Raw genomic sequence first — 24,410 nt, 5'->3', positions numbered from 1 at the left:
GCACCGGCGCCGTGCGTCACTCGTCGACGACAACCTCGTCGCCCGTGCGGATCGTGCCGCCGCCGTCGACGGGGAGCAGCAGGATGCCGAGGGTCGGCTCGTCCTGGCCGAACTCGGACGTGAGCACGCGGAGCAGGCGCGCATCGCGCACGCCCGTGTCGGGATTCGCGGTGATCGCGGCGCACCGCTCGATCGGCTTCTGCACCTCGAACACCACCTCACCGATGCGCACGCGAGCGCTCCAGTCGAGCTCCGCCCAGGCGGCGGTGCCCCCGACGACGATGTTCGAGCGGAAGCGGCGATCGTCCACCGGCGCGGGGACCGTGGCATCCAGGGCGGCGACCGAGGCCGCGCCGTGGAGCGAGACGAAACCGCGCGGGCGGTCCTGGAAGCGCGCCGTTTGGCCGTCGCCCAGAAGACCGAGGGGCAGGATGCCGTCGGCCTCCAGCAACTTCGCGTCGCTCGTCGTGCGCAGGTACGCCGTCACCGCCTCGGACAGGCGTGCGCGCCCGCTCTCACTGAGATCGGCCTCGACGTCGATGTCGTCGACCCGCAGCCGGAGCGTCTGCGACTCGTCGTCGAAGGTCAGATCGACCCGTGCGAGTGTGGGGAACGTCATCAGCGCGAGACCGCGGCTCTTCGGGAACGTCGCGTCCGCCGGCTCGAGGGCGTCGGCGAAGCGGAACACGAGCGAGCGGTCCCCCTGCACGCGGCCGTCGTCTTGGATGACGAGAGCGTCGCGTCTCTCGGGTGTGAAGCCTTTGACGGGATAGCGGTAGAGGGCGTCGACGCGGATCACCAGTTCATCCTGGCATCCGACGTCGCGGAACGCGTCCGAGCGGAGCTCAGTCGCCGCCCGGAAGCATCTCTCCGAGGATCTGCGCCGCCGTTTCCGCGTCGATGTCGCGAAGAGCGGGGACGTCGAGGAAGTGCCGCGCGATGGTCACGCCCATGATCGATGCGACGAGGATCGCCGCTCGCTGGTGCCGGTCTCGATCGCCGCCCGCGGCGAGGGCCGAGGCTCGCTCGTCGAGATAGGCGCTCATCGCATCCGCGGCCTCCGGTGAGCTCAGCATCGAGCGCATCAGCGCGCGGGTGGGGGCGTCGAGCTCATGGAACCGAGCGAGCAGCACCTGCTCCAGATGGACGCCCACCTTGCCGTCCGCCTCGTCGAGCTCGGCGACGGGTCGTACCGCCAGAGCGAACAGAGCGCTCTTCGAGCCGTAGTGCTGCATCACGAGCGACGGGTCGACTCCCGCACGACCGGCGATCCGGCGGATCGTCGCGCCGGCCGGCCCCCGTTCGGCGAACTCCTCGCGCGCGGCCTCGAGGATGCGGTCGGCTGTTGCAGCGCGCTTCTCGGCTCGCGTCCCTGTGCGTTCCATATCTCCACTCTACAAACGTTGAGCGAAGGCGTACTGTTTCGCTCATCACTTGTTGAGCGGAGGATGCCATGACAGAAGCACACACTCGCCGGGCGTTGATCGTCGGAGCCTCGCGGGGCCTCGGCCTCGCCCTCGTCGAGGAGTACGCCCGTCGGGGCGTCGAGGTCGTCGCGACGGTCCGTGATGCCGAGAGCGAGGCGCTTCGCGCCCTGACCGAGCGGTTCCCGGTCGCCGTCGAGCATGTCGACGTCACCGATGCCCTGCAGATATCGGCTTTGGCGCACCGGCTGGGGAGAGATCAGTTCGACCTGCTATTCGTCGTCGCGGGCATTTCTCTCGCACCCGTCGACGAACCGGCGTCCGACATCGCCGATGACGCATTCACGCGGACCATGTTGACGAACGCGCTGGGCACCATGCGTGTCGTGGAGCGTCTCGCGGCCCTCGTCCCTCAGACGGGCACCGTCGCGGTGATGTCATCCGGCCAGGGCAGCGTCGCGAACAACACCTCCGGCGGTTTCGAGGTCTACCGCGCGTCGAAGGCGGCGCTGAACCAGCTGATGCGGAGCTACGCCGCGCGGCACGCCGCCGAACCGAAGACGCTGCTCTTGCTGGCACCCGGCTGGATCCGCACCGACATGGGCGGCGAGAGTGCAGGTCTCGACATCGCCGAGGCCATTCCCCCGCTCGTCGACACGATAGAGGCTCAGCACCGGACACCGGGACTGCAGTACCTGGACCGCCACGGTGCGACCGTGCCGTGGTGACACGGCCGCACGCGGGTGAATTCACGAGCGGGCGAGCACCTCGCCGTGCGGGAGGAGGATCCACCCGTCGGAATCGGCTGCCCATTCGCGCCACGCGTCGGAGATCCGCTGAAACGTCTCGTCATCGGCGAGTCCGAGCCTCTTCGCGTGGCCCGCGAAGGCGGAGGCGAGCACTCGGTCGGCCCACATCCCTCCCCACCAGGCGCGAGGTACGCCGCCGAGTCGGCGACGGTGCGTGCGGCGTGAGAGCGCAGCACGCTTTCGTGGTGTCCGTGGGCGTAGGCCACGGCCGTTCGCTCCGGACCGGAGTCAGACGCCGGCGAGGGCGTCGGACGACTGCCGCGTGCGGATCGCGCGATTGACACCCGAGACGATCGCCTTGAGCGAGGCGGTAGAGATGTCTCCGTCGATGCCGACGCCCCACAACCGCTGGTCGTCGACCTGCAGTTCGACGTAGGCGGCGGCCTGCGCGTCACCGCCCGAGCTGAGAGCATGCTCGACGTAGTCGTACAGCGTCACCTCGAAACCCTGCGATCGCACGATCTCGAGGAAGGCAGCGACCGGACCGTTTCCCACAGCCGACGCGGGGTGGCTCGAGTCGCCGTCGCGCAGCGTGATGTCGAGGTGCACATCCCCCGACATGTCGCTCGCCGAGCGGGTCGAGAGCAGTTCGAAGCGGCCCCAACGCTGGTCGTCGTCCGTCGACGGCAGGTACTCGTCGGTGAAGATGTCCCAGATCTGGCTGCTGGAGACCTCGCCGCCCTCGGCATCGGTGCGGGCCTGCACGACGCCGGAGAACTCGATCTGGAGCTTGCGGGGCAGGTCGATCGCGTGATCGGCCTTCAGCAGGTAGGCGACCCCGCCCTTGCCGGACTGCGAGTTGACGCGGATGACGGCCTCGTACGAGCGCCCCAGATCCTTCGGGTCGATCGGCAGGTAGGGAACCGCCCACTCGATGTCGTCGATGCTCTTGCCCTCTGCGTCCGCGCGGGCCTGCATCGCCTCGAAGCCCTTCTTGATGGCATCCTGATGCGATCCGCTGAACGCGGTGAACACCAGGTCGCCGGCCCAGGGGCTGCGCTCGGGAACGGGCAGCTGGTTGCAGTATTCGACGGTGCGCTTGACCTGGTCGATGTCGCTGAAGTCGATCTGCGGGTCGATGCCCTGCGTCAACAGGTTGATGCCCAGGGCGACGAGGTCGACGTTGCCGGTGCGCTCACCGTTGCCGAACAGGCAGCCCTCGATGCGATCGGCGCCGGCCAGGTACCCCAGCTCCGCGGCGGCCACGGCCGTGCCTCGGTCGTTGTGCGGGTGCAGCGACAGGATGACGTTCTCGCGGTGGTTCAGGTGGCGCGACATCCACTCGATCGAGTCGGCGTAGACGTTGGGGGTGGCCATCTCGACCGTGGCGGGCAGGTTCAGGATGACCTTGCGCTCGGGAGTGGGCTCGAAGACCTCGAGCACCTCGTTGCAGATGCGCAGCGCGAACTCGAGCTCCGTCCCGGTGTAGCTCTCGGGCGAGTACTCGTAGTAGACCTCGGTCTGCGGGATGGTCTTCTCGTACTGCTTGCACAGCCGCGCGCCCTCGAGGGCGATGTCGACGATGCCCTGCTGGTCGGTGCGGAACACCACCTCGCGCTGCAAGACGCTCGTGGAGTTGTACAGGTGCACGATCGCCTGCCTGGCACCGGCGATCGCCTCGTACGTGCGGGCGATCAGGTGCTCTCGCGCCTGGGTCAGCACCTGGATGGTGACGTCCTCGGGGATCAGATCCTCTTCGATCAGCTGGCGCACGAAGTCGAAGTCGGTCTGGCTCGCGCTCGGGAACCCGACCTCGATCTCCTTGTACCCCATCTTCACGAGCAGGTCGAACATGACGCGCTTGCGCTCCGGGCTCATCGGGTCGATGAGCGCCTGGTTGCCGTCACGCAGGTCGACGGCGCACCAGCGGGGCGCGACCTCGATCCGCTTCGACGGCCAGGTGCGATCGGGCAGATCGACCGCGATCTGCTCGTGGAACGGACGGTACTTGTGCACCGGAGCGGACGTGGGCTTCTGGGTGTTCTTCATGATGTGTCGCTTCTTTAGATTCGTTCGGTGGGGCCGACGACGATCTCCGCGACGAGGAAGGCCCTTAGATCGAGGACTCGTCGCGGCAACTAAGAAGAAGCTGGCCACCGAAGCGCATGCAGCGATCGTAGCAGTCCCTCACGCGCCGCTCGCGTCCCCGGCCGCCCACTCGCGATCGAGAACCGCGTAGACGAGCAGGTCGCTCCATCGCCCCTTGAACCACTCGTTCTCGACGAAGTGCGCCTCGCGACGCAGGCCGAGGCGCTCGGCCAGCGCCACGGAACGCGCGTTGTCGGCGTCGATCTGGGCGACGAGACGCCGGAGGCCGTAGACGTCGAACGCCGTGTCGATGAGCGCGCGCACCGCCTCGGTGGCGAGACCGCGACCCGATGCCGCCGGGCTCACGACCCACCCGATCTCGGCGGATCCTGCCTCGATGTCGAGGTGGAAGAGCACGAGGTCACCGATCACCGTGCCGTCGTTCTCGATGACGAGCATGACGCCGCCGCGCGCGCCCTCGAGCGAGGTCCCTCCCATGAGGTGGCCGTTGCGGCGGCGGATGTCGTCGGGCGACTGCGGCTCGAACGGCAAGAAGCGACAGACGTCGGCGTCGCCGCGGTAGGTCGCCATAGCCTCGAGGTCGCTTTTCTCGAACGGACGCAGACGCACGCGCTCGCGAACGACCTGGAGCGACTCCGGCGCCGGGGGCAGGAAGAACGGTGACCCACTCACGGCAGCAGCGCGACCTTCCCGCCGGGGTGGCCGTCCATGACGAAACCGACGGCCTCGACCGCCTCGGTGAGGGGGTACGTCCGAGCGAGGGGGACCTCGAGATCACCGGATGCCGCCAGCTCGAGCACCCGGGCACGGGCGATGTCGCGGAAGCGGGCGCTCTCGGGGCGCGAACCCGCGATCCACAGCACGCCGTCCTTCTTCGCGCGCTCGGGGTCGACGATCGTGACGATGCGGTCGCGCTCGGCGACGAGGGCGAGGGAGACGTCGAACGCCTCGTCGGTGCCGACGGCGTCCCACGCCGCGGCGATGGGAGCGCCTTCTGCCGCAGCTTCGACGCGCTCGCGCAGACCGACGCCGTAGGCCACCGGAATGCCGCCGTAGCGACGGACCCGGTCGGCCGAGTCCTCGGCATCCGGCCCCACCGTCCCGATGACTCGGACGCCGAGTTCGCGCGCCTGCTGGAGCAGGCTGACGCCCACCGCACCGGAGGCGGCATGGAGCAGGACGGTGTCACCCTCGACCACACGGGTGACCTGGATCATCTCGGCGGCGGTGGTGCCGGCGAGCAGGAGGTTCGCGGCCTCGGGGTGCGAGAGGTTCGCCGGCTTTGCGAAGACGTCGCGCGCGGGGACCGTGAGTTCGGTGGCGTAGGCGCCGTGCACGCGGAAAGCGACGACCTCATCGCCGACGCGAAGCGGGCCCGAGCCGCCGAGGGCATCGGGGCCGACGGCGATCACCTCGCCGGACAGCTCATAGCCGATCGGCACGGGGAACTCGGCGCCGGGGCGCGCGGTGGCGACGTGCTTGGCATCCGCGGGATTGACACCCGCCGCGTGCACCCGGACGCTCACTTCACCCGGGCCGGGAGGCGCGAGCTCGACCTCGTCGAAGCTCCACGTGTCGATCGGGCCCGGAGCCGGGGCCGTCCACCTCATCGCCATGGTCACGCCTTTCGTTGCGGGTGTTCGCCGCCGAGCCGAGACCGGGCACGACAGGTTCGGAGAGGGGCGGTCAGAAGCCGAGGCGACCGAGCTGCTTCGGGTCGCGCTGCCATTCCTTGGCGACACGGACGTGCAGGGAGAGATAGACGCGGCCGCCGACGAGCGGCTCGATGCCGGCGCGGGCGCGCGCTCCCACGTCGGCCAGGCGCGAACCCTTCTTGCCGATGATGATCGCCTTCTGGCTGTCGCGCTCGACGACGATGTTCGCCCAGACGTCGGTGAGGTCGCTGTCCTCGCGCGGAGCGACGTCGTCCACGGTCACCGCGATCGAGTGCGGGAGTTCGTCGCGAACCCCGTGAAGGGCTGCCTCGCGGATGATCTCGGCGATGCGGTCCTCGAGGGCCTCGTCGGTGACGACGTCGTCTGCGTACAGCGCGGGGCCGACCGGCATGAGGGCGAGGAGCTCGTCGCTCAGCACGTCGAGCTGGTCGTTCGTGACGGCTGAGAGCGGGATGACCGCAGCCCAGTCCTCGCGAAGCGCGTCGACCTCGATGAGTCGCTCGGTGATCTGATCGCGCGTCGCGGCATCTGTCTTCGTGACGAGGGCCACCTTCTTCGCGCGCGGGTAACCCGAGAGCGATTCGGCGATGCGGCGATCGCCGGGACCGACCTTCTCGGTCGCGGGGGCGCAGAACGCGATCACGTCGACGTCTCCGAGCACCTGTTCGACGAGATCGTTCAGACGCTGACCGAGAAGGGTGCGAGGACGATGGATGCCGGGAGTGTCGACGACCACGAGCTGACCGCCGGGACGGTTGACGATGCCGCGGATGGCGCGGCGAGTGGTCTGCGGCTTGTCGCTCGTGATGGCGACCTTCTCGCCCACCAGGGCGTTGGTCAGCGTGGACTTGCCGACGTTCGGCCGGCCCACGAAGGTCACGAAGCCGGATCGGGTGTCGGTCATCTGTCGTTCCTCTCACGCGGCGAGGGCTCTGCCTCGGCGTCTTCTTCGTCCATCGTCTCAGCCCGCTCCACGATCACCGTGGCGATACCGCGGTTGCGACCGCGCGAGGCGCCCCCGGTCATGACGAGACCGGAGTGCTCGGCCGTCGCGCCCGGCTGTGGGATGCGGCCCAGGGCCTTGCCCAGAAGGCCGCCGATGGAATCCACGTCTTCGTCGTCGAGTTCGAGACCGAACAGGTCGCCGACCTCGTCGAGGCCGAGGCGCGCGTTGACGCGGTAACGGCCGTCGCCCAGCTCGACGATCTCGGTGGACGGGGCGTCGTACTCGTCGGCGATCTCGCCCACGAGCTCTTCGATCAGGTCTTCGAGAGTCACCAGGCCCGCGACTCCGCCGTACTCGTCGACGACGAGGCAGACGTGCACGGCGTCCTTCTTCATCTGCTGGAGAAGGGTCTCTGCCTTCATCGACTCGGGGACGAAGACGGCCGGACGCGCGATGCGCCGAATCGGGGCATCGCGCCAACCGGCCTCGTCACGGAAGCCGAACTGGACGAGGTCTTTGAGGTACAGCACGCCGACGACGTCGTCCGCCTCGTCGTCGGCGAGGGGAATGCGGGAGACCCCCTTCTCGAGGAACAGCGCGAGTGCCTCGCGGGAGGTGGCCGCGGCATCCACGCTCACCATGTCGGTGCGGGGGACCATGACTTCGCGCACGTAGCGGTCGGTGAAGTCGAAGACCGAGTGGATGAGCTCGCGATCGTCCTGCTCGATCAATTCGTTCTCGGCGGCCTCGTCGATGATGCTGAGCAGCTGCTCCTCGGACGCGAACGAGGTCGAGTGGGCGACACCGGGCGTCACGCGGTTGCCGACCGCGACAAGGCCGTGGGCGAGGGGTCCGAGCAGGATGCGCATGCCGCGGATGACCGGCGCTCCCCCGCGGAGCAGCCCGCGAGCGTGCTGCCGTCCGACGGAACGCGGACTCGCGCCGACGGCGACGAAGGAGATACCCGTCATCAGCACGGCCGCCGCGAGGACCGCGAGCAGGATGTTGTCGAAGATAAGCATGAAGGCCGCGGCGACCAGCACGGCCGCGGTCGTCTCGGCGAGGACGCGGATGAAGGAGACGGCGGTGACGTGGGCGTTCGTGTCGTCGCCGATGCGACGCAGAGACCGCGCGTTGCGGCCGCCCGACCCGAGCTCGATCAGGTCGACGCGCGAAGTCACGCCCAGCGCCGCCTCGAATGCCGCCATCAGGCCGCCGAAGGCGACGAGGAGGAACGCGGCGACGAGGAGCAGGGCCTCGGTCATGCGCGGCGCTGGCGCTCGACGGCCTGGAAGCCGGTGATGAGCTCGCGCTGCAGGCCGAACATCTCGCGCTCCTCGTCGGGCTCGGCGTGGTCGAAGCCGAGGAGGTGCAGGAGCCCGTGGGTCGTGAGCAGGATCAGCTCGTCCTGCGTGGAGTGCTTCGCGGCGACGGCCTGGGTTTCGGCCACAGCCGGGCAGAGAACAATGTCGCCGAGCAAGCCCGCGGGCGTGGGGGCGTCTTCGGAACCGGGACGCAGCTCGTCCATCGGAAAGCTGAGCACATCGGTGGGGCCGGGCTCGTCCATCCACTGCACGTGGAGGGATTCCATGGCGCCCTCGTCGACGAGCACGATGGCCACGTCGGCGTCGGCACTCACGTGCAGTTCCGCGAGGTTGTACTCCATCAGACGCAGCAGGACCTGCTCGTCGATCTGGTGGTCGGACTCGTTGTTGATCTCGATCGTCATGAGCGGTTTCGTCTCGGGAGGTGATCGCGGGGACCGGCGGCGCTCGGGCCGCGTCGCTCCGCACGGGTGGCGAATTCGGATGCCTCGTCGCGTTCGCGACGTGCGGCAAGGCGCTTCTCGTCGTACTCGCTGTAGGCGTCGACGATGCGGCCCACGAGGTTGTGGCGCACGACGTCGTCGCTGGTGAGGCGGGAGAAATGGATGTCGTCGATGTCGTCGAGTACGCGCGTGACGAGTCGCAGTCCCGAGGCACCCTGCGGGAGATCGACCTGCGTGATGTCACCGGTCACGACCATGCGCGTGCCGAAGCCGAGGCGCGTGAGGAACATCTTCATCTGCTCGGGCGTGGTGTTCTGCGCCTCGTCGAGCACGACGAAGGAGTCGTTCAACGTGCGACCGCGCATGTACGCCAGCGGCGCGACCTCGATCGTGCCGGTCGCCATGAGCTTGGGGACGATGTCGGGGTCCATCATCTCGTTAAGCGCGTCGTAGAGCGGGCGCAGATAGGGGTCGATCTTGTCGGTGAGCGTGCCCGGGAGGAACCCGAGCCGCTCCCCCGCCTCGACGGCCGGCCGCGTCAGGATGATGCGGTTGACTTCTTTGCGCTGCAGCGCCTGCACGGCCTTGGCCATGGCCAGATAGGTCTTGCCGGTACCGGCGGGGCCGATGCCGAAGACGATGGTGTTCTCGTCGATCGCGTCGACGTACTCTTTCTGGCCCGCGGTCTTGGGACGGATGGTCTTGCCGCGCGACGAGAGGATCGCCTCGCCCATCACCTCGGAGGGTCGGGGACCGCCGTCGGAGAGCATGCGGTTCGAGCTCGACACGTCGGACGGGTCGAGGCCCTGCCCCGAGCGGGTCATGCTGAGCAGTTCGTCGACGAGGCCGCGGGCCGCGCGCACCGCACCGGGTGCGCCCGACAGGGTGATCTCGTTGCCGCGCACGTGCACGTCGACGTCGGGGTGTTCCTTCTCGACCACGCGGAGGAGGCGATCCTGCGGGCCGAGAAGCTGCACCATGGCCACGCCGTCGACCTGGATGTGGTCGGAGACGGTTTCTTCGGCGGAATCAGCCACCCAAGCTCTTTTCGTTCAGGCCACCCGCGAGGACGTGGGCGTGCACATGGAAGACGGTCTGGCCGGCGCCCTCGCCGGTGTTGAAGATGAGGCGGAAGTCGCCGTCGGCGTGCGCGGCGGCAACCGAATGGGCGAGCCCGATGATCTCGGCGAGCAGGTCGGGATCGCCCGCGGCCAGCTCGACGACGTTGCGGTACTGCTGCGTCTTGGGGATGACGAGCAGGTGCACCGGCGCCTGAGGCGCGATGTCGCGGATCGCGAAGGCGTTCTCGGTCTCGGCCACGATCTCGGCGGGGATCTCGCCCCGCAGGATGCGCGTGAAGATCGACGGTTCGCTCATAGCATCCAGTCTAGTGACGGCCTCCGACACCCAGGTCGGGGGTTCCGGCATCCGTCGCTCTCCGAGGCGCCGGCACGGGCTGGAGGTCGGGGCGGAGACGTCGGGCCTCGATCCCCGCGAGCGCCGGGGCGGAAAGGTGAAACGCCGTCACCAGCGCCCGTATGCCGCCGACAGCACCGAGATCGCCGCAGCCCCCGCGGTCGATGTCCGCAGCACCGTGTCTCCGAGGCGTACGAGCCGCGCGCCGGCCGCCACGAGCGCTGAGAGCTCCTCGGGCGCGATCCCGCCCTCCGGGCCGACGACGAGCAGCACCTCGCGGCCGTCCGACGCCTCCGCGGTCACCTCGGTGAGGCGAGCGGATGCCGACGGCTCGAGCACCAGGATCACAGCGGTGCCCCCAGCCTCGACGAGGTCGGCGGTGCGCGCAACCGCCCGGACCTCGGGTATCCAGGCACGGTGAGCCTGCTTCGCCGCTTCACGGACGATGGCGCGCCAGCGCGCGAGACCCTTCTCGGCCTTCGAATCCCAGCGCGAGACGCTTCGCGCTGCCTGCCACGGCACAATCGCATCGACACCGAGCTCGGTGGCTGCCTGAACGGCGAGTTCGTCGCGGTCACCCTTGGCGAGGGCCTGGACGAGCACGAAGCGCGGAGTGGGCGCGGGCAGCTCGTCGCGCCCGGTGACGCGCACGTCGACCTGTTTCGGGGTCGCCGCGGTCACGATGCCCGACAGCCATACACCGCGACCGTCGCCGAGCGTCACCGCCTCGTCGACGCGCACGCGCCGGACGGCCGAGGCGTGGTGCGCCTCGGCGCCGGTGAGCTCGACGGTGTCTCCCGGTCGGGCGGAACCGGCGTCGTCGGTGACGAAGTGCAGTGCCACGATCAGTGCCGGAAGCGGTCGCGGAACTTGCTGAACATGCCCTGCTGGTGCTCGGCCAGGCGGGGCTTCGGGGCCTTCGTGCGCTTCGCGAACTCCTCGATGAGGGCGCGCTCCTTGTGGTCGAGGCGGGTGGGGGTGACGACGTGCACGCCGACGCGGAGGTCTCCGCGCTGGCTCCCCCGCAGCGGCGTGATCCCGCGGCCCTTGATGGTCAGGACGTCGCCGGATTGCACGCCCGGTCGCACCTCGAGGTCGACGCTGCCGTCGAGGGACTGGATCGTGGTGTTCGTGCCGAGGATGGCATCCGGCATCGACACCTCGAGGGTCGCGACCAGATCATCGCCCTCTCGGCTGAAGGACTCGTGCGTCTCGACGGTGATCTCGAGATAGAGGTCGCCGTTGGGACCGCCCGCGGGCCCGACCTCGCCGGAGCCGGGCAGCTGCAGGCGCAGGCCCGACTCCACACCGGCGGGGATGTCGACCGACACCGTGCGGCGGGCGCGCACGCGCCCCTGCCCCTGACAGGTGCCGCACGGGTACGGAATGGTCGTGCCGTGACCCTGGCAGACACTGCAGGGAGCGCTGGTGACGACGTTGCCGAGCAGGCTGCGCACCGTGCGCTGCACGTGGCCGGAGCCGTGGCAGATGTCGCAGGTGACCTCGCTGGTGCCGGGCTGCGTGCAGGCTCCCTGGCAGGTCTCGCACAGCACGGCGGTGTCGACCTCGAGGTCGCGGTGGGTACCGAAGACGACGTCGCCCAGGTCGAGGGTGACGCGCACGAGGGCATCCTGGCCGCGCTCACGACGCGAACGCGGACGGGGTCCGCGGCCGCCGCCGCCCTGACCGCCGCCACCGAAGAACGTCTCGAAGATGTCGCTGAAGCCTCCGAAGCCGGCCGCTCCCCCGCCGCCGAAGGGGCTCTGGTCGCCCCCCATGTCGTAGCGGCGACGCTGCTCCGGGTCGCTCAGCACGTCGTAGGCGTGGGTGACGAGCTTGAAGCGCTCTGAGGCGTCGTCTCCGGGGTTCACATCGGGGTGCAGCTGGCGCGCCAGACGGCGATACGCCTTCTTGATGTCTTCGGGGCTGGCGTCGCGTTCGACGCCGAGGACCTCGTAGTGGTCAGCCACAATCGCCTTCCTGTCCGCTTGCGCGGGGTCGTTCTCGGGTGGGGTGCTCGGTGAGTTCGGCGTCAGCGAGACGTGTCGTCGTCTTCGAGCATCCGGGTCAGATAGTGCGCGACGGCTCGGACCGCCGCGAGATTGGAGGAGTAATCCATGCGGGTAGGGCCCAGCAGGCCGACACGCGCTCCGCCCGTCGAGCCGTCGTAGCGGCTGGCCAGCACCGAGGCCTCGACGAGACCGAAGGGCTCGTTCTCGCGGCCGATGCTGGCCGACAGGCCCTTCTCGTCGGCGACCATCTCGCTCATCAGACGCAGGAGCGTCACCTGCTCCTCGATGGCCTCGAGCAGCGGGTAGATGCTGCCGCGGAAGTCGGACTCGCGCCGGGCGAGCGTCGCGGCCCCGGCCATGACGAGGCGGTCCTGGCGGAACTCCTCCAGCTCTTCGCCCACGATGCGCAGCACCGCGTCGGAGATCGCGTCGAGGGCGACACCGGGCCGTGGTCCGTCGGCGAGCACCGCCTGCACCTGGTGCGAGCTGTCGGCGACGCTGCGTCCGACCAGCACCGCCCCCACGCGGGCGCGCAGCTGCACGATGTCTGCCTCGCTCGGCTCGGCGGGCACGAGAGCGATCCGTTGCGACACCCGGCCAGTGTCGGTGACGAGGATCACCAGCACGCGCGGTCCGCCGAGGGCGACGAGCTCGACGTGGGTCACGTTCGCACGGGCGAACGAGGGATACTGCACGATCGCGACTTGTCCGGTCAGCTGGGTGAGCGCGCGGACGGTGCGGGCGAGCAGGTCGTCGAGATCGCCCGCTTCATCGAGGAACGAGGTGATCGCGCTGCGCTGGGCGCCCGAGAGCGGGCGGAGTTCTGCGAGGTGATCGACGAAGACGCGGTAGCCCTTATCGGTGGGGACGCGCCCCGACGAGGTATGCGGGGCGACGATGAGCTCTTCGTCCTCGAGCAATGCCATGTCGTTGCGGATCGTCGCCGCCGACACCCCGAACGCGTGGCGGTCGACGATCGCCTTGCTGCCGACGGGTTCGCGCGTATCGACGTAATCCTGGACGATCGCGCGGAGCACCTGGAGGCCTCGTTCCGACACCATGAGCTGCTCCTCCCGTCTGGCACTCGCATCTGCGGAGTGCCAATTCTACGGGATCGGTCCGACACGGTGCCGGGGGCTCGCGGATCAGACCGTGAGCGCTCGCACCACGGCATCCGCCAGCAGGCGCCCGCGCAGGGTCAGCACGATGCGTCCCCTCACCGCATCCCGGCCCTCGATCAGGCCGTCGGCGATGAGGGATGCCACCGCCTTACGCCCTTCGCCGAGGATCTCCGAGACCGCCAGCCCCTCGCGGATACGGCTGCGCAGCAGCACCGATTCGAGTCGGCGCGCCGTCTCGTCGGGGCGTTCCCGCGCCGCGGCCGGAGACTCGAGCGCGGCCAGGCGCTGCGCGTACGCCGCGGGGTGCTTCACGTTCCACCAGCGCAGGCCGCCGACGTGACTGTGCGCACCGGGGCCGAACCCCCACCAGTCGCTCCCGCGCCAGTAGGCGAGGTTGTGCCGCGAGCGGTGCGAGACGCCCCGCGACCAGTTCGACACCTCGTACCAGTCGAACCCGGCGGCACCGAGCAGCTCGTCGGCCAGCTCGTACATGTCGGCCTGCAGATCGTCGTCGGGCATGGCCACGTCGCCCGAGCGGATCTGGCGCGCGAGCTTCGTGCCGTCTTCGACGATCAGCGCGTACGCCGAGATGTGGTCGGGTTCGAGCGCGATGGCAGCCTCGAGCGACGCACGCCAGTCGTCGAGCGACTCCCCCGGCGCCCCGTAGATGAGGTCGACCGACACGTCGAGGCCGGCCCGGCGAGCTGCGGCCACGGCGGTGGCGACGTTCAGGGGGTCGTGCGTGCGGTCGAGGACCGCGAGCACGTGCGGCCGCGCCGACTGCATGCCGATCGACAGGCGGGTGACTCCGGCGTCGGCGAGCGTGCGCGCGACGGCGTCGTCGACCGTGTCGGGGTTCGCCTCGACGGTGACCTCGGCAGCGGCGTCGATCCCGAACTCGTCGCGCACCGCTGCGAGCATCCGCGCCAGATCCCCCGGCGGCAGAAGCGTGGGCGTTCCTCCTCCGAAGAACACGGTGGATGCCGGGCGGCGTCCGCCCGCGGCATCCATCACTCCCCCCGCCAGGCGTACTTCGGCGGCGAGCGTGTCGGCGAAGTCGTCTTGCCGGGCGCCGCGCAGCTCACTCGCGGTGTACGTGTTGAAATCGCAGTAGCCGCAGCGCACCCGGCAGAAGGGAACGTGCAGGTACACGCCGAAATCGGCCGCCGGGTCGATGTCGAGGTCGGCCGGCAGGTGTCCGTCGACGGGGGCGGGGTCTCCGAGCGGGAGGGGACCGCCCATCAGGACGCGTACAGCGGCGAGATGGCGCGCAGGTACCGGGCGAACAGCGCCTTGCGGCGGCGACGCACGCGGCTGGTGAAGAGGCGGTAGGTGGGAGCGGTGGGGCGATCGAACGCGCGGACCACGAGCCAGACCTCGTCGTTGTCGCGCCACTCGACCGCGAACAGCTCTTCGCCGCTGACGATCGAGTGACCGACCGTGCCGAGGATGAACCCGACGCGGCGCGGTTCTTCGAAGACCGAGATGACGCGCAGCTCGGCGTCGGCGCGGTGACCGTCGACCTTGCCGTGCAGGCGGATACCCGTCCCAGGGCTGACGAAGGGCGTGCCGTCGGCGGCGAAACGCTGCTCGGCCTCGAGGCTGCTGGGCGCGACGGGTGCGCCGTCGGCGTCGAAGCCGACGCCCGAGTACCCCTCGCCCGATGCCGGGCGCACATCGCTGATGCTCAGCTCGCCGGCACGCAGCGGCGCCCACGACAGCAGCAGCTCGCTCGCCGAGGCGAAGCGCTCCTCACCGCTGCCGATGCGCCACGCGTCCTCTGCGGGAACGGAGTTCTCGGGCGGGTACTGCATCAGATCGTGCGCCTGGGTGGCGCCGACAGCCGCGTAGTCGACCGTGTCATCGGTGAAGTTCTGCCTGCGCATGGTTCACCCCTCTCGGTGTGGTGCGTTACTTCTTGGTCTCGACGTCGCCCGACAGGGCGGCGATGAACGCCTCCTGCGGAACCTCGACGCGGCCCACCATCTTCATGCGCTTCTTGCCCTCTTTCTGCTTTTCGAGGAGCTTGCGCTTTCGGGTGATGTCACCGCCGTAGCACTTGGCCAGGACGTCTTTGCGGATGGCGCGGATCGTTTCGCGCGCGATGATGCGCGCACCGATCGCGGCCTGGATGGGCACCTCGAACTGCTGGCGAGGGATGAGTTTGCGCAGGCGCTCGGCCATGAGCGTGCCGTACGCATAGGCCTTCTCGCGGTGCACGATCGAGCTGAACGCGTCGACCTTGTCGCCCTGCAGCAGGATGTCGACCTTGACCAGGTCGGCGGTCTGCTGACCGGCCGGTTCGTAGTCGAGGCTCGCGTAACCCTGGGTGCGCGACTTGAGGTGGTCGAAGAAGTCGAACACGATCTCGCCGAGGGGCATGTGGTAGCGCAGCTCGACGCGGTCCTCGCTGAGGTACTCCATGCCGAGCAGGGTGCCGCGGCGCGTCTGGCAGAGCTCCATGACGGTGCCGACGTAATCCTTTGGAAGCAGGATGCCGACCTTGACGATCGGCTCCGAGACCGAGGCGACGCGCCCGTCGGGGTACTCGCTGGGGTTGGTGACCGACACGGTCTCACCGGTGTCGGTGGTGACCTCGTACGTCACCGACGGCGCGGTGGTGATCAGGTCGAGCCCGAACTCGCGCGAGAGACGCTCGGTGATGATCTCGAGGTGCAGGAGGCCCAGGAATCCGCAGCGGAAGCCGAAGCCGAGAGCGACGGACGTCTCGGGCTCGTACTGCAGCGAGGCGTCGGAGAGCTTCAGCTTGTCGAGCGCCTCGCGCAGCTCGGCGTAGTCGCTGCCGTCGATCGGGTAGATGCCCGAGAAGACCATGGGCTTCGGATCGGTGTAGCCGGGGAGCGCATCGGTGGCGGGCTTGCGGTGCGTCGTGATCGTATCGCCCACCTTGGACTGACGTACGTCCTTCACGCCCGTGATGAGGTAACCGACCTCGCCGACGCCGAGCCCCTTGGTGGGCACCGGCTCGGGGCTGGACACGCCGATCTCGAGGGCCTCGTGTGTCGCGCCGGTCGACATCATCTGCAGTCGTTCGCGCGGCTGCAGCGAACCGTCGATCATGCGCACGTAGGTGACGACGCCGCGGTAGGCGTCGTAGACCGAGTCGAAGATCATCGCGCGTGCCGGGGCGTCGGCCTTGCCGACCGGGGCCGGGATCTTCTCGACGATCAGATCGAGCAGCTCCTCGACGCCCATGCCGGTCTTCCCGCTGACGCGCAGCACGTCGGCAGGGTCGCCGCCGATGAGGCCTGCGAGCTCGGCGGCGTACTTGTCGGGGTCGGCCGCGGGCAGGTCGATCTTGTTCAGCACCGGGATGATCGTCAGGTCGTTCTCGAGCGCCAGATACAGGTTGGCCAGCGTCTGAGCCTCGATGCCCTGAGCGGCGTCGACCAGCAGGATCGCGCCCTCGCAGGCGGCGAGAGACCGACTGACCTCGTAGGTGAAGTCGACGTGCCCGGGCGTGTCGATCATGTTGAGGGCGAAGGTGCCGTCGGTGGTCGACCACGGCATGCGCACGGCCTGCGACTTGATCGTGATGCCGCGCTCGCGCTCGATGTCCATGCGGTCGAGGTACTGGGCCCGCATATCGCGGTCGCTGACCACGCCGGTGATCTGCAGCATGCGGTCAGCCAACGTCGACTTGCCGTGGTCGATGTGAGCGATGATGCAGAAGTTGCGGATCTGCTCCGGCGGAGTGGCAGACGGCTCGAGGGGCTTCAGGGCGCGCGGTGACATGTTCCGTCGATTCTACGGTGGTGCGCCGACATCCCCGTCCGCGGGTGCTCAGGGTTCCGGCATCCGGTGCTTCTGGCGCCCTGCTTCTGACGCGAGATCACGTGATCTGGGCAGAGCCACACGGTATGTCGTGTGACCTGGGCGAGGCTACGTGATCTCGACGCAGCGGGGCCTGGGCGCCCGGCGGTTCTCGCGCTTCTACGATGGATGCCGTGGCGGTCCGGGTCGTGCTCGTGCACGGCATCCGCACGTCTTCGACGATGTGGCGCGCACAGGTTGCTTATCTGCGAGACCGAGGTACGCCCGTCACCGCCGTCGACCTCCCCGGGCACGGGACGCGCCGGGGTGAGGCGTTCACCCTCGATGAGGCGTTCGCGTCGATCGACGCAGCGGTACGGGATGCCGCGACGCTCGGCCCCGTGCTGCTGGTGGGGCACTCGATGGGTGGGCTGCTGGGCATCGATTACGTCGGCGGCGAGGATCGGCCTCCGGTGGCGGGGTTCGTGGCGGCGTCTTGCACCTCGATCCCCCGCGGAATCGGGCTGTCTGCCTACCGGTTCTTCACGCGACGCTTCGACAGCCTTCCCGATCGCGGCCTGGGCCTGACGAACCGCGTGCTCGATCGCACGCTCCCTCCGGAGACGCGGCCTGATTTCGGAGCCGGCGGGTACGCCTTCGACGCGCAGGACACGGCCCTGGCGTCGCTTTCGACGCTGGACCTGCTGGCATCCCTCCGCCGGATCGACGTGCCCCTGTGGTTCGTGAACGGGCAATGGGACCAACTGCGGATGAACGAGAGGTTGTTCCTCGCCGTCGCGCGCCACGCGGAGCTCGTCGTGGTCCCGCGCACGACGCACCTCGTCACGGCGATGCGACCACGCGTGTTCAACGCGCTGTTGGAGGTGGCGCTCACCACGATCGAGGCAGCGACCTGATAGACTCGGTCCTTGGCTTGCGTGTGGGGTTTTTCCCGACCTCCACGATCGCCGGTGCAGCGCCCCTCTACCGCTCGCCCGGCACAATCCCATACTCACTCAAACGAAAGACCCTCGACGTGGCGAACATCAAGTCGCAGATCAAGCGCAACAAGACCAACGAGAAGGCGCGCGAGCGCAACAAGGCCGTCAAGAGCGAACTCCGCACGCACGTGCGTCGCACCAACGAGGCCGTCGTCGCCGGTGACAAGGAAGCTGCCCTCAAGGCGCTCGCCACCGCGACCAAGAAGCTCGACAAGGCCGTGAGCAAGGGTGTCATCCACCAGAACCAGGCCGCGAACCGCAAGTCGGCCATCGCGAAGTCGGTCGCCGCTCTCTGAGTCGCCGATCCTCGAGGCCCGCTCCGCATTGCGCGGGGCGGGCCTTTTGCTGTGCGTCGACCTGATCTGGCTCGACCTTCGGCGGCCCGCATCGGCCGCGTCGACTCACCGGTCGACGACGCGGTCGTGCAGGCGTTCGAGTGCGGGGAGGGCTGCGGCGATGGCCGCGGCATCGCCGTCGGGGAGATCCTGAAGCGCGGCGACGAGCACCGCGGTCGCGGCGTCGTCGAAGGCGCGCAGTCGCGCGGCGGCGAGGGGGGTCAGCCCGACCTGGGTGCGGCGCCCGTCTCCCGAGACAAGACGGCGTTCGACGAGTTCGCTCCGCTCCATCTGCGACAGCAGGTTGCTGACGGTCGAGCGCGCGAGACCGAGCGCGTCGGCGAGCTCCGACGGGGTGCGGGTGCCGGTCGTCGAAAGGCAGCGCATGACCTCGATCTGCGCGTCGGGGATGTCGGGCAGAGCGGCGGACGACCGGGAGGCCCGCGAGACGGCGCGGCGGAGGGGGCCGAGCCGGTCGCTCAGCAGTCGCGCGGTGATCGAGGTGCCCTCAGCCATGGGGCAAGTGTACGAGCCCGAAGTGTTTGACAGAAAACTAATTTGGTCACAAAATCATCGCATGGATATCACCACCACCGTCGCCCACCCCGAGCCGACCCAGGATCTTTCCGGCATCGTCGGCCACCGCTTCATCTACACCTACGCCAACGGCTGGCAGTACGAGATGTACGCCAAGAACGCCACGACGATCGACTACCGCATCCACAGCGGCCACGTCGGCGGTCGCTGGGTGAAGGATCAGACGGTGGACCTCGTCGCTCTCGCGCCGGGTGTCTACAAGGTCTCGTGGAACGAGCCGACGGGTACGAGCGTCGTCGTGAACGTGCTCCCCGCGTCTCGAGTGCTGCACGGCACCATCTTCTTCCCGCGCTGGATCGAGCTCGACGGGCACAAGACCGTGCTCTTCCAGAACGACCACCTCGACGACATGCAGCGCTACCGCGACGAGGGTCCTACCTACCCGATCTACGTCGTTCCGGAGTTCGCCCACATCACGCTCTTCGAACACGTCGGCGAGAACGACGAGACCGTGATCGACACCGCCCCCGGCGACCTGCCCGCCGGCTGGTCGGAGCGGACGAACTGATGGCCGCCGACCCGCGACTCACGCCCCTCAGCCTCTCCCACGGCGGTCGCACTCTGCGCGGATGGCAGTGGGAGCCCGTCGCCGGCGCCTCCGCCGACGCGCCGCGAGTGCTCCTGGTTCACGGCTTCAGTGCCGACGCGACGGGCGGGCACCAGCTGTTCGTGCAGACGGCGCGTCACCTCGTCGATCGTGGCGCCGTGGTTCGCAGCTACAGCCGGCTCGGCCAGGGCGTGAGCGACGGCGAGTTCGCCGACATCACGATCGGCGACGAGATCCATCAGGTGGTCGGCATGATCCGTGCCTTCGCCGTCGAGGGGCCCGTCGATGTCGTGGCGCACAGCCTCGGCGCGGTGGAGTCCGCTCTCGCCGCGGCTCACGTGCCCGAGCTGGTTCGCACGTTGACGCTGTGGTCTCCGGCGGGTGTCGTCGTCGACGACATCACGGTGCACGACGCCATCCAGGGCCAGCCCCTCGCGCCGGCTCGCGAACAGGGCTGGTTCGATTTCGGGGGGATGCCGCTGGGCATGGCGTTCATCGACGAGGTGACCGCGGGGCTCGACGTGTACGGCCCGGTCGCGCAGTACACCGGTCCCGCGGATGTCGTACACGGAACGCAGGACATGATCGTGCCGGTGGAATACGGCACGCGATACGCGGATCTGCTGCCGGGCGCGTCGCTCACCGTCGTGGACGGCGCGGACCACGGGTGGTCGGCGACTCCGTGGCGTCGGCGTCTGCTCGAGATCCTCGATGCGCGGATAGCATCTGCGGCCTGACTCCGACCCCGCCGTAGCGTCGTGTAGGCGCGCTGCGGCGGGTCGGAGCGATCCGGAAACGCAGACGGCCGATCAGCCGCCGTAGGGTGCCCGTGTCGCGATGATCGTGATCATGCGCTCGAGAGCGAAGACGGGGTCTCGCGATGCGCCCTTGACCTCGGCGTCGGCGCGTGCGGTGGCATGGATCGCCATGCCCAGCGTGTTGCCGGTCCACCCGACGAGGTCGCGGCGGGCGCGGTCGACCTGCCAGTCCTTCATGCCGAGGCGCTGCGCGAGCATCGACGACGACTCCCGGGTTCCCGCGACACGGGCCATGGTGCGCAGCTTCATGGCGACGGCGGCGACGAGGGGCACGGGATCGGCTCCGGATGCCAGCGCGTGCCGCAGCGCGAGAAGAGCGGGCCCGTACTGCCCGGCGATGGCGGTGTCGGCCACGGTGAAGGCCGAGGTCTCGACGCGCCCCCCGTAGTAGCGCTCGACCGTGCGCTCGTCGATGTCGCCGGGGACGTCGGAGATGAGCTGCTGGCAGGCGGCGGCGAGCTCGGTGAGGTCGTCGGCGAACGCGGAAACGAGCGAGCGGAGGGCGACCGGGGCGATACGCTTCTGCGCGGCCTTGAACTCGCCGACCGCGAAGTCGAAGCGATCCGAGTCGCGCTTGACCGCGGGGCAGGCGATCTCGATGCCGCTGCCCTGACCGGCGCGGATGCCGTCGAGCAGCTTCTTGCCGCGAACGCTGGCTCCCGTGTGACGAAGGACGACCGTGGCACCCTCTTGCGGGTGGGCGAGGTACGACACCGCCTCGGTGAGGAAGGTGTCGCTGCATTTCTCGACGCCGCTGACCCGCACGAGGCGGGGTTCGCCAAACAGCGAGGGCGACGTGACGCTGAGCAGGGTGCCGGCGGCGTAGTCGTCGGCGCGGATGTCGGTGACCTCGAGGCTCGGGTCTTCGCTCTTCAACATCGATCGAATGCCAGCGATCGCGCGCTCGGCGCAGACCTCTTCGGGGCCGGAGACCAGGACGAGGGGCGCGGGCTGGGGAGACCGCCACGACACCTGCGGAATGGCCGACTTCGCCTTGGCAGGCGCGGAGCGTCGGGGAGCCGGGGTCACTCCCCCAGCCTACCGATCGGTTCCGACATCGCCGGTCGACGCGGGACTCCCGTCATCCGCACCCGCCCGCTCTCGCCACAGTGTCACCCGCCCCTCACCGTCGAGCCAGACGGCCAGGGCGCCGTCGCGATCGGTGCGCGCGGCGGTGGTGCCGAGAGACGTCAGGATGCCGAGGAGCTTCGCGGTCGGATGACCGTAGTCGTTGTCGGCGCCCACACCGATGAGCCCGATCCTCGGGAGAAGGCCTCGGTAGAGCAGAGGATCCTGGTCGGCGCTGCCGTGGTGCGACACCTTCACCACCTGCACGCGCGGAACATCGATGCGGCGTCGGAGAGCAGACTGCGCCTGCTCACCGAGATCGCCGAGCAGGACGGTGCGGGGAAAGCCCGTTCCGACCACATCGAGGGCGACGGACGCGTCGTTGCCGGGGTCGGCGTTCGGCGGCGGCCCGAGCACCTGCCACCGCGTCGTGCCGACGGATCCCGTCAGCCCGATCCCCGCGGGTCGGATCCGCGCCCCCGCGGCGGCGAACCGGTCGAGCAAACGCTTGTCGGCCGCGCCATCGGGTGGGCCGTGGACGACGAGATCGGCCCGGCCCACGACTGCCGACGATCCGCCGACGTGGTCGAGGTCGAAGTGCGTGAGGACGACGAGAGCCAGACGGTCCACCCCGAACGTCTGCAGGCACCGCGTCAGGGCTTCGGGCTCGGGCCCGGTGTCCACGAGAGCGACGGCGTCGCCCGATCGCCACAGCGTCGCGTCGCCCTGACCGACATCGCACATCGCGACCTGCCACGCGCTGGGTACGGTCAGGGGGCCCGCGACCGTGCGCACGGCCGTCTGGCCCAGCACGAGGCCGAGGACGACGGCGACGGCGGCAGAGGAGAGCGCGGTGATCCGGGGAAGCCTCCGGGGTCGCACGACGCAGACGCTGATGGCCGCACCCACCACGGCCAGCAGCGCGGCCCCCGCGAGCCCGTCGGGCCACGGCAGGTTCTGCGCCGTCACCGCCGCGGTGGTGTGCGCGACCGCGGCGATCCACGCCGCCGGCACCCAGGCGAGGGCCGTCAGTCCGTCCCGAAGCCAAGGAAACGGGGCGATGCAGGCCAGGGCCCCCGCGATCGTCGCCGGAGCGGCGGCAGGGTCGGCGACGAGATTCGCCGCGACGCCGAGCAGGGGGACGTGCGGGTCGATGAGCACGATCAGCGGTCCGCACACGAGCTGGGCCGAGGTGGGCACAGCGAGGGCGAGCGCGAGGGCGCGTGGCATCCAGCGCTCCAGGCCGCCGGCCAGCGGACGGGCGAGCACGAGCAGGGCACCGGTGGCCGCGGCGGAGAGGGCGAAGCCGAGGGACCGGGAGAGCCACGGGTCGACCACCAGCAGCACCGTCACCGCGAGCGAGAGCACCGCGACACCGATCGCGGGGCGCCCGAGCGCCAGCGCGAGCATGGCCACCGCTGCCATCGCGGCGGCGCGGACGACACTCGGCTCGGGTGTGACGAGGGTGACGAAGGCCGTGAGCACGAGCATCGCGCCAACCACCCGCACGACGCGGGAGGCACCGCAGAGCGCCAAAAGAGCGAACGCCGCACCGACGACGATCGCGCAGTTCGCCCCCGACACCGCGGTGAGGTGCGAGAGCGAGGACGCATTCATCGCGGCTTCGGTGGCGGGGTCGAGGCTCGAGGTATCACCCACCGCGAGACCCGGCACAAGACCCGCCCCCGGCTGCGGAAGGCCGCGCGTCGAGGTGACGAGTCCGTCGCGGAGCCCCTCGAAGAACGCCCACATCCCTGTCGGAGTCGAGGCGGACTCGATCGAGGTCGCCCGCACGACGAGCGCGGCTCGCTCCCCCGGGTCGGAAGGGACGGCTCTCCCTGTCAGCCGGACCTCGCTGCCCATGCTCGCGACGGCCAGCGCGGCCCGCCCCTCCGCGTCGACGAGGACGCGCGTGGGGATCGTACCCGTCACGCTCAGCTTTCCCGCGCGGACGCTCGAAGCGACCGCGTCGAACCACGCGCCGCCGTCGGGCGACCCGTCGATGCGTCCGGTGACGGTCACCGCGAGGGTGAGTTGCCTCCCCCCGCCGGCTTCGAGCGCGGCGATCTGGGAACGGGTCGGACCCACGGAGGCAACGGCCCCCGCGGTCGCGGACGAGCACGCGAGAGCCACGGCAACGACGGCCAGCAGCGCCACGCCTCGCCACGCGAGGAGCGCGGTGGCCACGCAGGCCGCCAGAGCGAGGGCCACCGTGAGCGGGGCGGCATCCGGGATCAGGGTGGCCACGCCGGCCGTGATCCAGGTCGCCGCGGCGACGGAGACCGCGCGGAGAGAGCGCCGGCGCGCCCCGGGGCGACCCCTCACACGCGCACCAGGTCTCGCAGCCCGGCGAGCATCTTCTCGCCGATTCCCGGCACGGAGAGCAGATCGTCGACGCTGGTGAATCGTCCGTTCGCCTCGCGCCACGCGAGGATGCGGTCGGCCATCGCCGGTCCGACGCGGGGAAGCTCGTCGAGCTGGTCGCGGGTCGCGGTGTTGAGGTCGAGCGGCCCGCTCGAGTCGCCGCCCGCGCCCGAGGCGGGAGCGGCCGTCTCGGCCCCGACGACGGGGACGACGATCTGCTCGCCGTCGGCCACGGGACGGGCGAGGTTCACCCCGTCGCGCTGCGCGTCTTCGGCGAAGCCCCCGGCTCGGGCGATCGCATCGGCGACCCGGTCACCGGCGTCCAAGCGATACAGTCCCGGCTCACGAACCGCTCCGGCGACGTGGGCGTACAGCCCCGTCGCCGCCGGTATCGCCCGGGAGGAGGAAGAGGGCGATGCCGTGGGCTCGATGACCTCCGCGCCGGTCGCACCCCGCAGCATCCCGATGAAGATCGTCACGGCGAACGCGAGGAGCACCAGCACGATGACCGCGCCGATCCCCAGGCGGGTGCGCGGCTGCAGGGCACCGTTCGACGGAGGTTCGGCCCCGCGCTCCCCCGGTGCCGCTGCAGCCTGCGGGGACGCATCGCCCACGGCACGCGAGGCCATCGCGGTGTCGGGAAGGGGCGTATCGGTCACGCGACGACGATAGGCAGACGGGCCCC

At 69.7% G+C, this 24,410-nt stretch carries 26 protein-coding genes; 5 read left to right on the top strand and 21 right to left on the bottom strand.

Annotated features, from left to right (window positions below; all coding sequences use genetic code 11):
* Positions 1-16 precede the first annotated feature (16 nt).
* Positions 17-799 carry an MOSC domain-containing protein gene (locus OVA17_RS14465; RefSeq protein ID WP_267787203.1) on the bottom strand — a complete coding sequence of 261 codons (783 nt, stop codon included), beginning with the start codon at positions 797-799 and terminating at the stop codon, positions 17-19.
* A 46-nt stretch (positions 800-845) separates the two neighbouring features.
* Positions 846-1,385 carry a TetR/AcrR family transcriptional regulator gene (locus OVA17_RS14460; RefSeq protein ID WP_267787202.1) on the bottom strand — a complete coding sequence of 180 codons (540 nt, stop codon included), beginning with the start codon at positions 1,383-1,385 and terminating at the stop codon, positions 846-848.
* A gap of 68 nt (positions 1,386-1,453) precedes the next feature.
* Here OVA17_RS14460 and OVA17_RS14455 point away from each other — a divergent pair, with 68 nt between their 5' ends.
* A complete protein-coding gene (locus OVA17_RS14455) occupies positions 1,454-2,152 on the top strand; it encodes an SDR family oxidoreductase (protein WP_267787201.1) in 699 nt (232 codons plus the stop codon).
* 21 nt (positions 2,153-2,173) lie between these two features.
* Here the strand turns inward: OVA17_RS14455 and OVA17_RS14450 are convergent, their stop codons facing one another.
* From OVA17_RS14450 to lepA, 15 genes are all read right to left on the bottom strand, one after another.
* Positions 2,174-2,341 carry a hypothetical protein gene (locus OVA17_RS14450; RefSeq protein ID WP_267787200.1) on the bottom strand — a complete coding sequence of 56 codons (168 nt, stop codon included), beginning with the start codon at positions 2,339-2,341 and terminating at the stop codon, positions 2,174-2,176.
* A 120-nt stretch (positions 2,342-2,461) separates the two neighbouring features.
* Positions 2,462-4,222, bottom strand: a complete 1,761-nt coding sequence (gene leuA / locus OVA17_RS14445) for a 2-isopropylmalate synthase (RefSeq protein ID WP_267787199.1) — start codon at positions 4,220-4,222, stop codon at positions 2,462-2,464.
* A 138-nt stretch (positions 4,223-4,360) separates the two neighbouring features.
* A complete protein-coding gene (locus OVA17_RS14440) occupies positions 4,361-4,954 on the bottom strand; it encodes a GNAT family N-acetyltransferase (RefSeq protein ID WP_267787198.1) in 594 nt (197 codons plus the stop codon).
* A complete protein-coding gene (locus OVA17_RS14435; RefSeq protein WP_210074899.1) occupies positions 4,951-5,898 on the bottom strand; it encodes a quinone oxidoreductase family protein in 948 nt (315 codons plus the stop codon). The genes OVA17_RS14440 and OVA17_RS14435 overlap by 4 nt, the downstream gene beginning before the upstream one ends.
* 70 nt (positions 5,899-5,968) lie before the next feature.
* The gene (era, locus tag OVA17_RS14430; protein WP_267787197.1) at positions 5,969-6,862 is read right to left on the bottom strand and encodes a GTPase Era; all 894 of its coding nucleotides are present in this window, start codon (positions 6,860-6,862) and stop codon (positions 5,969-5,971) included.
* Positions 6,859-8,169 carry a hemolysin family protein gene (locus tag OVA17_RS14425; RefSeq protein WP_267787196.1) on the bottom strand — a complete coding sequence of 437 codons (1,311 nt, stop codon included), beginning with the start codon at positions 8,167-8,169 and terminating at the stop codon, positions 6,859-6,861. Before OVA17_RS14425 ends, era begins: the two co-directional genes overlap by 4 nt.
* Positions 8,166-8,633 carry an rRNA maturation RNase YbeY gene (gene ybeY / locus OVA17_RS14420; RefSeq protein ID WP_210074894.1) on the bottom strand — a complete coding sequence of 156 codons (468 nt, stop codon included), beginning with the start codon at positions 8,631-8,633 and terminating at the stop codon, positions 8,166-8,168. The genes OVA17_RS14425 and ybeY overlap by 4 nt, the downstream gene beginning before the upstream one ends.
* Positions 8,630-9,652 carry a PhoH family protein gene (locus tag OVA17_RS14415; RefSeq protein ID WP_267789409.1) on the bottom strand — a complete coding sequence of 341 codons (1,023 nt, stop codon included), beginning with the start codon at positions 9,650-9,652 and terminating at the stop codon, positions 8,630-8,632. The genes ybeY and OVA17_RS14415 overlap by 4 nt, the downstream gene beginning before the upstream one ends.
* A gap of 49 nt (positions 9,653-9,701) precedes the next feature.
* A complete protein-coding gene (locus OVA17_RS14410) occupies positions 9,702-10,049 on the bottom strand; it encodes an HIT domain-containing protein (protein WP_267787195.1) in 348 nt (115 codons plus the stop codon).
* A 147-nt stretch (positions 10,050-10,196) separates the two neighbouring features.
* A complete protein-coding gene (locus OVA17_RS14405) occupies positions 10,197-10,931 on the bottom strand; it encodes a 16S rRNA (uracil(1498)-N(3))-methyltransferase (protein WP_267787194.1) in 735 nt (244 codons plus the stop codon).
* Positions 10,932-10,933: 2 nt separating this feature from the next.
* Entirely contained in the window at positions 10,934-12,058 is a 1,125-nt protein-coding gene (gene dnaJ / locus OVA17_RS14400; RefSeq protein WP_267787193.1) for a molecular chaperone DnaJ, read from the bottom strand.
* Positions 12,059-12,120: 62 nt separating this feature from the next.
* Positions 12,121-13,161 carry a heat-inducible transcriptional repressor HrcA gene (gene hrcA / locus OVA17_RS14395; RefSeq protein ID WP_267787192.1) on the bottom strand — a complete coding sequence of 347 codons (1,041 nt, stop codon included), beginning with the start codon at positions 13,159-13,161 and terminating at the stop codon, positions 12,121-12,123.
* A gap of 84 nt (positions 13,162-13,245) precedes the next feature.
* On the bottom strand, positions 13,246-14,463 hold the full coding sequence (gene hemW / locus OVA17_RS14390; protein WP_267787191.1) for a radical SAM family heme chaperone HemW: 1,218 nt from the start codon (positions 14,461-14,463) through the stop codon (positions 13,246-13,248).
* Complete coding sequence (locus OVA17_RS14385; protein WP_267787190.1) at positions 14,463-15,107, bottom strand: DUF1990 family protein; 645 nt, start codon at positions 15,105-15,107, stop codon at positions 14,463-14,465. Before OVA17_RS14385 ends, hemW begins: the two co-directional genes overlap by 1 nt.
* Positions 15,108-15,132: 25 nt before the next feature.
* Positions 15,133-16,977: a translation elongation factor 4 gene (lepA, locus tag OVA17_RS14380; protein WP_210074878.1), complete on the bottom strand. Its 1,845-nt coding sequence runs from the start codon at positions 16,975-16,977 to the stop codon at positions 15,133-15,135.
* Between the two features lie 212 nt (positions 16,978-17,189).
* Here lepA and OVA17_RS14375 point away from each other — a divergent pair, with 212 nt between their 5' ends.
* Both OVA17_RS14375 and rpsT read left to right on the top strand, forming a co-directional pair.
* The gene (locus OVA17_RS14375; RefSeq protein WP_267787189.1) at positions 17,190-17,912 is read left to right on the top strand and encodes an alpha/beta fold hydrolase; all 723 of its coding nucleotides are present in this window, start codon (positions 17,190-17,192) and stop codon (positions 17,910-17,912) included.
* A gap of 119 nt (positions 17,913-18,031) precedes the next feature.
* Positions 18,032-18,292 carry a 30S ribosomal protein S20 gene (gene rpsT / locus OVA17_RS14370; RefSeq protein ID WP_210074874.1) on the top strand — a complete coding sequence of 87 codons (261 nt, stop codon included), beginning with the start codon at positions 18,032-18,034 and terminating at the stop codon, positions 18,290-18,292.
* A gap of 105 nt (positions 18,293-18,397) precedes the next feature.
* On the opposite strand, the gene OVA17_RS14365 is transcribed toward rpsT, so the two are convergent.
* Positions 18,398-18,847, bottom strand: a complete 450-nt coding sequence (locus OVA17_RS14365; protein ID WP_267787188.1) for a MarR family winged helix-turn-helix transcriptional regulator — start codon at positions 18,845-18,847, stop codon at positions 18,398-18,400.
* Between the two features lie 61 nt (positions 18,848-18,908).
* Between OVA17_RS14365 and OVA17_RS14360 the strand changes: the two genes are divergently transcribed.
* Both OVA17_RS14360 and OVA17_RS14355 read left to right on the top strand, forming a co-directional pair.
* Complete coding sequence (locus tag OVA17_RS14360; protein ID WP_267787187.1) at positions 18,909-19,436, top strand: phenolic acid decarboxylase; 528 nt, start codon at positions 18,909-18,911, stop codon at positions 19,434-19,436.
* Complete coding sequence (locus tag OVA17_RS14355) at positions 19,436-20,212, top strand: alpha/beta fold hydrolase (RefSeq protein WP_267787186.1); 777 nt, start codon at positions 19,436-19,438, stop codon at positions 20,210-20,212. The genes OVA17_RS14360 and OVA17_RS14355 overlap by 1 nt, the downstream gene beginning before the upstream one ends.
* A 72-nt stretch (positions 20,213-20,284) precedes the next feature.
* On the opposite strand, the gene holA is transcribed toward OVA17_RS14355, so the two are convergent.
* Genes holA through OVA17_RS14340 form a run of 3 tightly spaced genes read right to left on the bottom strand, consistent with a single transcriptional unit; the run spans position 20,285 to position 24,384 of the window.
* Positions 20,285-21,322, bottom strand: a complete 1,038-nt coding sequence (gene holA, locus OVA17_RS14350) for a DNA polymerase III subunit delta (RefSeq protein WP_267787185.1) — start codon at positions 21,320-21,322, stop codon at positions 20,285-20,287.
* Between the two features lie 9 nt (positions 21,323-21,331).
* A complete protein-coding gene (locus tag OVA17_RS14345) occupies positions 21,332-23,686 on the bottom strand; it encodes a ComEC/Rec2 family competence protein (protein ID WP_267787184.1) in 2,355 nt (784 codons plus the stop codon).
* Complete coding sequence (locus tag OVA17_RS14340; RefSeq protein WP_324289898.1) at positions 23,683-24,384, bottom strand: helix-hairpin-helix domain-containing protein; 702 nt, start codon at positions 24,382-24,384, stop codon at positions 23,683-23,685. Before OVA17_RS14340 ends, OVA17_RS14345 begins: the two co-directional genes overlap by 4 nt.
* Between the last annotated feature and the right edge of the window lie 26 nt (positions 24,385-24,410).

Origin of the sequence: Microbacterium sp. SL75, from assembly GCF_026625865.1 — a bacterium.
Classification (GTDB): domain Bacteria; phylum Actinomycetota; class Actinomycetes; order Actinomycetales; family Microbacteriaceae; genus Microbacterium.
This window is presented reverse-complemented; position numbering and strand designations above follow the sequence as displayed.

What these genes read in the sequence shown, in the direction of transcription:
- OVA17_RS14415 (WP_267789409.1), bottom strand. Translation starts at nt 9,652, where the DNA reads ATGGTGCAGCTTCTCGGCCCGCAGGATCGCCTCCTCCGCGTGGTCGAG.
- OVA17_RS14425 (WP_267787196.1), bottom strand. Translation starts at nt 8,169, where the DNA reads ATGACCGAGGCCCTGCTCCTCGTCGCCGCGTTCCTCCTCGTCGCCTTC.
- OVA17_RS14360 (WP_267787187.1), top strand. Translation starts at nt 18,909, where the DNA reads ATGGATATCACCACCACCGTCGCCCACCCCGAGCCGACCCAGGATCTT.
- OVA17_RS14365 (WP_267787188.1), bottom strand. Translation starts at nt 18,847, where the DNA reads ATGGCTGAGGGCACCTCGATCACCGCGCGACTGCTGAGCGACCGGCTC.
- OVA17_RS14450 (WP_267787200.1), bottom strand. Translation starts at nt 2,341, where the DNA reads ATGTGGGCCGACCGAGTGCTCGCCTCCGCCTTCGCGGGCCACGCGAAG.
- ybeY (WP_210074894.1), bottom strand. Translation starts at nt 8,633, where the DNA reads ATGACGATCGAGATCAACAACGAGTCCGACCACCAGATCGACGAGCAG.
- hemW (WP_267787191.1), bottom strand. Translation starts at nt 14,463, where the DNA reads ATGGGCGGTCCCCTCCCGCTCGGAGACCCCGCCCCCGTCGACGGACAC.
- OVA17_RS14355 (WP_267787186.1), top strand. Translation starts at nt 19,436, where the DNA reads ATGGCCGCCGACCCGCGACTCACGCCCCTCAGCCTCTCCCACGGCGGT.
- OVA17_RS14410 (WP_267787195.1), bottom strand. Translation starts at nt 10,049, where the DNA reads ATGAGCGAACCGTCGATCTTCACGCGCATCCTGCGGGGCGAGATCCCC.
- OVA17_RS14455 (WP_267787201.1), top strand. Translation starts at nt 1,454, where the DNA reads ATGACAGAAGCACACACTCGCCGGGCGTTGATCGTCGGAGCCTCGCGG.
- leuA (WP_267787199.1), bottom strand. Translation starts at nt 4,222, where the DNA reads ATGAAGAACACCCAGAAGCCCACGTCCGCTCCGGTGCACAAGTACCGT.
- hrcA (WP_267787192.1), bottom strand. Translation starts at nt 13,161, where the DNA reads ATGGTGTCGGAACGAGGCCTCCAGGTGCTCCGCGCGATCGTCCAGGAT.
- era (WP_267787197.1), bottom strand. Translation starts at nt 6,862, where the DNA reads ATGACCGACACCCGATCCGGCTTCGTGACCTTCGTGGGCCGGCCGAAC.
- OVA17_RS14460 (WP_267787202.1), bottom strand. Translation starts at nt 1,385, where the DNA reads ATGGAACGCACAGGGACGCGAGCCGAGAAGCGCGCTGCAACAGCCGAC.
- lepA (WP_210074878.1), bottom strand. Translation starts at nt 16,977, where the DNA reads ATGTCACCGCGCGCCCTGAAGCCCCTCGAGCCGTCTGCCACTCCGCCG.
- OVA17_RS14435 (WP_210074899.1), bottom strand. Translation starts at nt 5,898, where the DNA reads ATGGCGATGAGGTGGACGGCCCCGGCTCCGGGCCCGATCGACACGTGG.
- OVA17_RS14385 (WP_267787190.1), bottom strand. Translation starts at nt 15,107, where the DNA reads ATGCGCAGGCAGAACTTCACCGATGACACGGTCGACTACGCGGCTGTC.